This window comes from Geodermatophilus amargosae (assembly GCF_041028265.1).
GTDB classification, from domain to species: Bacteria; Actinomycetota; Actinomycetes; order Mycobacteriales; family Geodermatophilaceae; genus Geodermatophilus; species Geodermatophilus amargosae_A.
The window spans coordinates 457,949-464,090 of the sequence record NZ_JABGCW010000003.1 but is presented as its reverse complement, the minus strand read 5'-3'; the positions used below and the strand labels follow the sequence as shown (position 1 = coordinate 464,090).

Sequence of the window (6,142 nt, the reverse complement as noted above, 5' to 3'; positions counted from 1 at the left end):
CCGCCGACCGCGTCGCCGGTCGCCCAGGAGGTCGTGCCTCCGGTCCTGCGTCCGGTGGTGCCGGTGGTCGAGCACGTCGTGCCTCCGGTCGTGGCGCCGGTGCGGCCGGTCGTCGACCACGTGCTGCCCCCGGTGGTCGCCCCGGTCATCGACACCGTCGTCGTGCCGGTCGTCGAGGCGGTCGTGCCCCCGGTCGTCGCTCCGGTGGTCGAGCGCGTGCTGCCTCCGGTCGTGGCGCCGGTGCGGCCGGTCGTCGAGCACGTCGTGGCCCCGGTCGTCGACGCTGTGCCGCCCGTCGTCGACGCCGTGGTCCAGCCGGTGCTGGAGCCGGTCCTCCCGGTGGTCGAGGGCGTCGTGCCTCCGGCCGTGCCCGTCGTCGAGCACGTCGTTCGCCCGGTCGTCCTGGTGGTCGACACCGTCGTGGTGCCGGTCGTCGAGGAGGTGCTGACGCCCGTCGTCGCCCCGGTGGTGCCGGTGGTGGGGGAGGTCCTGCGCCCCGTCGTCGTCCCGGTGGTCGAGGCCGAGGTGGCCTCGGTCGTCGAGGACGTCCCGGCTCCGGTCGCGCCTCCGGTCGTCGAGGCGGCGGCCCCGCCGGTCACCCCGGTGGTCGAGATCGTCGAGACGCCGGCGGCCAGCACCCCGTCGGCGCCGGTGGCCACCACGTCGCCCAGCGCTGCCGCCGCCGCGCCGGTCACCACCGAGCCCGGCACCACCGAGCCCGGCACCACCGCCGTCGTCCCGATCATCGGCGCGATCGCCGCGGTGACCCAGGAGCCGCTCTCCGTCGCCCTCCTCCGGACCGGGCAGCTCTGCGAGTGGCTCACGTCGACCGCCGGCACCGCCGTCCCGGCCGACCGGACCACGACGCGCGAGCAGACCACCGGCTCGCAGCCCGTCGACCCGCCGCTCCCGGCCGAGCTCCCCACCGAGCCCGCGTCCCCGGCCCCGCCCGAGCCGAAGCCGATCGCGCCGACGGCGCCCACGATGTCGTCCTCGACGTCGCTGACCGCCCTTGCCGCCGTCTGCCCGGCCTGGCTGCCGCCCTCCGCCGTCTCCACCGTCGAGGCGCCCACGTTGGCTCCGGCCGTCGCGTCCGCCGTCCTGCGCGACCCGTCCTTCTCTCCCGACTGACCTCCCTCCCAGGCGCGCACCAGCCGCCGGGTCGAGGTCGGGGTCCCTCCCGCACCGCACCGCGGCCGTGCGCTGCCTTCCCGGGCGTGACCCCGACCTGGCTCCCGCTGGGTCCGGGCCACCGGGCGGGGAGGTATCGGGGCTGGGGGTTCCGCGGACGGCGGTTGCGTCGGAGCGGCACCCCTGACCTCCCCGCCCAGCTCTCAGGACGACGGGGGCGGTGGCCACACCGCGGCCCCGCCCCCGTCGACCGCTCTCCTGAGATCCCTGGACGATCGCGACACCCGGACGACGCCGCGAGGCCATGCTCCCGACACGTCGATGTGCTGTCATGACGTCATGACGACTCCGCGTGTGCCGCGCCCGCTCCCCGAACGCGCCACCGTCGTCGACGTGCACGGCTCGCGGTTCCTCCTCGAGTGGCTGGACCGGGGCACCCTGGCGAACGCCGCTGAGTCGGCTCGGCGCACGGGCGACCTGCCGGAGGAGCGCGCCGCGAGCTGAGACGCGCAGACGTCTGTCGCTCGGCCCGACCGTCGGGCACAGTCCCGCCCGTGTTCCCCGTCGTCGTGATGACCGTGGTCCTGCTGGTGATCGCCGCCATGTTCACCAGCGCGGTGCGCCGGAGCCGGACAGCCGGTGGGCACCGCTCCGGCGGCGACGGTTCGAGTTCCGGCTGGTCCGGTGACGGCGGCTCCTGGTCCGACGACGGCGGCCACCACGGCCACTCCGACGGCGGTGGCTGGGGCGGGGACGGGGGCGGCGGGGGAGATGGCGGCGGAGGCGGTGGCGGAGGGGACTGACCCGTCGCAGCGACGCGCCGAAGGACCCTGTCGCGCCGCGGGAGCGTGCCTCACCGTTCCGTCATGACGACCATCGTGCTGCTCGGCGTCCTGGCGGCCGTCCTCCTCCTGGCGCTGGGGATGCAACGCTTCCGGACCCGGGCCGAAGGTCGGGCACGCACCGGGGCGGCCGGCGGCGGCTACGGCGTGGGCGCGCGGGCGGGCTCCGCCCACTCGCCGGGCTACCTGACCGGCGGCGCGGTCGTGTCCGGCGCGGACGGCGGCGGCCTCGGTGACTGCGGAGGTGGCGGTGGAGGGGGCGACGGCGGCGGAGGCGGCTGCTGACCCTCAGTCCGGCAGGCGGCGGGCGACCAGCCGCCCGTAGAGCACCGGCACGGCCGCCCACAGGACGAACGCCCACCGGCCGACCAGCGGGAACAGCGGCACCGCCACGAGGAACCCCAGCGCGCCCGGGGCAGCGTGCCGCCAGGGATGGCCGGTCGCGGCCGCCGGCGCCGCGGCCGCGAACAACCCCTCCCGCGCAGCCAGCGACACCATCGCCGCGAACACCAGCTGCAGCAGTGCCTGCGCGACGGCGAACATGCCGAACCGGACCGTGTCGAGGTCGCCTTCGGTCAGGACGCGGGTGAGGAACGGCGTCAGGACGATCAGCAGCAGCCAGGTGAGGGACAGCGTGACCAGCCGCGGCCGGACGCCGGTCAGCCAGCGGAACACGCGGTGGTGCGCGTTCCAGTGCGCGGCGACGACGAGGAACCCGATGAGGAAGCTCGAGTACTCGTAGCCGTGGTCGGCCAGCGAGCGCAGCACCTCCGACGTCGTCCTGCCCTCCGGGGCCGGGAGCTCGAGGGCCAGCAGGGTGAGCGCGATCGCGACGACGGCGTCGGAGAAGAACGTGAGCCGCTCGGCGGCGCGGCGCTCGACCTCGGCGGCGTCCGGGTCGAGCGGATCGCCGTCGGACATGCCGGGAGGTTAGTGGCGCTCCTCGTCCGGCCGGTGTCCGATGCCGCCCGGCCCGTGCGCGGCGGGCACCTCCTCGCCGGGGGCCACCGGCCCGGGCGGGGTGCCGTCGCCGAAGGGGGAGCCGCCGAGCTCCTCCCGCCCGTGCGGGGTCAGCCAGTTGCGGGTGTCCGGGCCCATCGGGATGACCTGCGTCGGGTTGATGTCGGCGTGGACGACGTAGTAGTGCTCCTTGACCTGCGGGAAGTCGGTGGTGTCGCCGAACCCGGGGGTCTGGAACAGGTCGCGCGCGTAGGCCCACAGGACCGGCATCTCCGCCAGCTTCTGCCGGTTGGCCTTGAAGTGGCCGTGATAGACGGCGTCGAAGCGGGCCAGCGTGGTGAACAGCCGGACGTCGGCCTCGGTGATCGTGTCGCCCATGAGGAAGCGCCGGGTCGCCAGGCGCTCCTCGAGCCAGTCCAGCGCCGTCCACAGCCGGTCGTAGGCCTTGTCGTAGGCGGCCTGGTCGCCGGCGAACCCGCAGCGGTACACGCCGTTGTTGACCTCGGTGTAGACGCGCTGCATGACGTCGTCCATCTCGTCCCGCAGGTGCTCGGGGTAGAGGTCGGGGGCGCCGTCGCGGTGGTGCGCCGTCCACTGCGTGGAGAAGTCCAGCGTCATCTGCATGAAGTCGTTGGTGACGACGGCCTTCGTCGCGACGTCGACCATCGCCGGCACCGTGATCCCGCGCGGGTACTCGGGGTCGCGGGCGAGGAAGGCCTCCTGCAGCCGCTCGTAGCCCAGCACCGGGTCGCGGCCGCCGGGGTCGAGGTCGAAGGTCCAGCTGCGCTCGTCGTGGGTGGGCCCGCAGATGCCCATGGAGATGGCCGGCTCGAGGCCCAGCAGCCGGCGCACGATCGCCGCGCGGTTGGCCCACGGGCAGGCGCGGGCGATGACCAGCCGGTAGCGGCCGGGTTCCACCGGCCACGGGCCCGAGCCGTCGGAGGTGATCCGGTCGGTGATGTAGGTGGTGTCGCGGCTGTACTCCTGGCCGCTGGTGACGTACCCGGATCCCTTGTCGTCGCTCACCCGACGAGCCTCGCCGACGGCGGCTCCCACCGCCCGGTGGACGATCGAGGCCCGCAACCCCGCGCGCAGCGCAGGGCCGCAGGTCCCTGGGGCGGCGGCCCGCGGGGGAGGACCGTCGCCGGCATGGGCGAGCACCTGCAGCAGACCGTCCGCCGCGCCACCTCCGGGGACGTCGAGCGCCTCAGCCGGACGCTGGCCGCGGCCTTCGCCGACGACCTGCTGTTCAGTCACCTCCTGCCGCGAGGGGTGCGCGCCCGGGACGAGCGCGTGCGCCGCGTCTTCGCCGTCGACGGCGCGCGCAGCCTGGCGCACGGCGGCCTGTGGACGGCGGCGGGCGGCGACGCCGGCGCGGTGTGGTTCCCGCCTGGCCACTGGCGGGGGACCTCCCGGGAGGACCTGGGCGAGCTGCCGGCCTGGCTGCGGATCGGCGGGCGGCGGATGCGGGTCTTCCAGCAGGTGCGCTCGGCGCTCTTCGCCCACCACCGCGAGCTGCCGTCGCACTGGTACCTGCTCTACATCGGCACCCGCCCCGGGCGGCAGGGGCAGGGGTTCGGCGGCGCGCTGCTGCAGGCGGTCCTGGACCGGTGCGACACCGAGCGACTGCCGGCCTACCTGGAGGCCACCTGCGAGCGGAACCTCTCCCTCTACCGCCGCCACGGCTTCGTCGAGCACGGCACGCTCGACATGCCGCCCGGCTGCCCGCCGATGACCCCCATGTGGCGGGATCCCCGCTGACCCGCCGTTCGCACGGTCGTGCTCTGCCCCCAGCTGTGGGCAGAGCACGACTGCGCGCAGGACTACAACCGGGACGTCGTCGCGTCGTCCTCCTGCCCGCCGAAGTACTGCTCCAGGACGGCGCGGAACGCCGGCTGCGAGGAGCCGGCGTGCGCGAACAGCGTCATGGACGAGCGCAGCTTCTGGGCGTCGACCGGCCCCAGCACCGCGCCGGCGTCGGAGCCGGGCAGCGACGTGAGCGCCTCCGCGCACTCGACCAGCCGGGCGCCGAGCACCGGGTGGGCGAGGTAGGCGCGCGCCTCGTCGAGCCCCGAGATCGCGTAGCGCTGCGCCGTCGCGCTGCGGCCGAGCCCGGCCACCTGCGGGAAGACGAACCACATCCAGTGGCTGGTCTTGCGCCCGGCGCGCAGCTCGGACAGGGCCTGCACGTAGGTGTCGGTCTGCGCGTCGACGAAGCGGTGCAGCTCGTACGGGTCGTCGTCGGTCATGGCGGAGGGCTGCCCCCCTCGCGGCCGACCGACACTCGACGGCCGTCCTGCGCTGACCCGGAGCCTCAGCAGGCCTGCGCCGTCCCGGCGAGCGCCCGTGCGCCGACCCGCAGTGACCCCGCACGGGTCGGGGCGGGCACGGACCGCAGTCGCCGGACCTGCCGCGGCGGGAGGTTGTCGCGGCACCACCGCTCGCAGTCGGCCAGCAGGTGGCCGGTGGAGAGCGGGCGGGGTGCTCCCCGGAGGGACTCGAGCCGGGTGCGGGGGAGCATGCGGTCCTCTCTGCAGGGGCGCGGTCGCGCCCGTTCCGCTCGGCTATCGGCAGGCGCGGGGGTCCATCGGAACGGGGGTCAGCGCGGTACCACCGTGACGGCGCAACGGATACCGGGGGAACGCGCCAGCCGCCCGTCGGCGGTGACGACCGGGCAGTCGAGGGCCTCGGCCAGTGCCACGTAGGTGGCGTCGTAGGCGGTCAGGTTCTCGCGCAACTGCCAGACCCGGTCGAGCAGGCCGGGGACGGGGTGGCGCGTGACCCCGAGCCGCCGCCAGGTGTCCAGCGCCGCCCAGCCCTCGTCCGCCGTGACGGTGCCGGCGGACACGGTGCGCCGCAGTGCGCCGGCCACCTCGACGTCGACCAGGTGGGGTACCTGGATCCGCTCGTGAGCGAGCAGGTCGCGAGCCGCGCCGGCGTTCAGGAGGGCGGAGACGACTGCCGAGGCGTCGGCGACGATCACCGTCCGGCGCGCTCGGCGTCCACGGCGGCGACGACGTCCTCGGCCGGGACGCCGAGATCGGGCAGCGCGCCCAGCAGCGCGGGGTTGTCGGCGCGACGGGAGGCCTCGGACAGCTCACGGACGGCGAGTGCCCCGACGGACGTCGCCTCGCGGACAGCCAGCCGCTCCAAGCGGTCGACGACGTCGTCCGGGACGTTCCGCAGGTACAGCGTCCTCATGTCGCACG

The 6,142-nt window shown here is 75.4% G+C and carries 11 protein-coding genes; 5 read left to right on the top strand and 6 right to left on the bottom strand.

The window, feature by feature from the left end:
• From HLV61_RS05545 to HLV61_RS05530, 4 genes are all read left to right on the top strand, one after another.
• On the top strand, positions 1 to 1,131 hold a 1,131-nt coding region (locus HLV61_RS05545), incomplete at its 5' end, for a hypothetical protein (RefSeq protein ID WP_369253390.1).
• Positions 1,132 to 1,470: 339 nt separating this feature from the next.
• Positions 1,471 to 1,635: a hypothetical protein gene (locus HLV61_RS05540; RefSeq protein WP_369253389.1), complete on the top strand. Its 165-nt coding sequence runs from the start codon at positions 1,471 to 1,473 to the stop codon at positions 1,633 to 1,635.
• Between the two features lie 50 nt (positions 1,636 to 1,685).
• Positions 1,686 to 1,934, top strand: a complete 249-nt coding sequence (locus tag HLV61_RS05535) for a hypothetical protein (protein WP_369253388.1) — start codon at positions 1,686 to 1,688, stop codon at positions 1,932 to 1,934.
• A gap of 63 nt (positions 1,935 to 1,997) precedes the next feature.
• Complete coding sequence (locus HLV61_RS05530; protein WP_369253387.1) at positions 1,998 to 2,258, top strand: hypothetical protein; 261 nt, start codon at positions 1,998 to 2,000, stop codon at positions 2,256 to 2,258.
• A 3-nt stretch (positions 2,259 to 2,261) separates the two neighbouring features.
• Here HLV61_RS05530 and HLV61_RS05525 read toward each other — a convergent pair whose 3' ends face one another.
• Positions 2,262 to 2,894: a TMEM175 family protein gene (locus tag HLV61_RS05525; protein WP_369253386.1), complete on the bottom strand. Its 633-nt coding sequence runs from the start codon at positions 2,892 to 2,894 to the stop codon at positions 2,262 to 2,264.
• A gap of 9 nt (positions 2,895 to 2,903) precedes the next feature.
• Entirely contained in the window at positions 2,904 to 3,959 is a 1,056-nt protein-coding gene (locus tag HLV61_RS05520; protein WP_369253385.1) for a glutathione S-transferase family protein, read from the bottom strand.
• 123 nt (positions 3,960 to 4,082) lie between these two features.
• On the opposite strand from HLV61_RS05520, the gene HLV61_RS05515 reads away from it, so the two are divergent.
• A complete protein-coding gene (locus HLV61_RS05515) occupies positions 4,083 to 4,694 on the top strand; it encodes a GNAT family N-acetyltransferase (protein ID WP_369253384.1) in 612 nt (203 codons plus the stop codon).
• Between the two features lie 62 nt (positions 4,695 to 4,756).
• Here HLV61_RS05515 and HLV61_RS05510 read toward each other — a convergent pair whose 3' ends face one another.
• The 4 genes from HLV61_RS05510 to HLV61_RS05495 all read right to left on the bottom strand — a co-directional run bounded on the left by HLV61_RS05510 (position 4,757) and on the right by HLV61_RS05495 (position 6,134).
• Positions 4,757 to 5,182 carry a DUF1810 domain-containing protein gene (locus tag HLV61_RS05510; RefSeq protein WP_369253383.1) on the bottom strand — a complete coding sequence of 142 codons (426 nt, stop codon included), beginning with the start codon at positions 5,180 to 5,182 and terminating at the stop codon, positions 4,757 to 4,759.
• Positions 5,183 to 5,247: 65 nt separating this feature from the next.
• Positions 5,248 to 5,454, bottom strand: a complete 207-nt coding sequence (locus tag HLV61_RS05505; protein ID WP_369253382.1) for a hypothetical protein — start codon at positions 5,452 to 5,454, stop codon at positions 5,248 to 5,250.
• Between the two features lie 78 nt (positions 5,455 to 5,532).
• A complete protein-coding gene (locus tag HLV61_RS05500) occupies positions 5,533 to 5,916 on the bottom strand; it encodes a type II toxin-antitoxin system VapC family toxin (protein ID WP_369253381.1) in 384 nt (127 codons plus the stop codon).
• Positions 5,913 to 6,134, bottom strand: a complete 222-nt coding sequence (locus tag HLV61_RS05495) for a hypothetical protein (RefSeq protein WP_369253380.1) — start codon at positions 6,132 to 6,134, stop codon at positions 5,913 to 5,915. The genes HLV61_RS05500 and HLV61_RS05495 overlap by 4 nt, the downstream gene beginning before the upstream one ends.
• Positions 6,135 to 6,142: the final 8 nt, after the last annotated feature.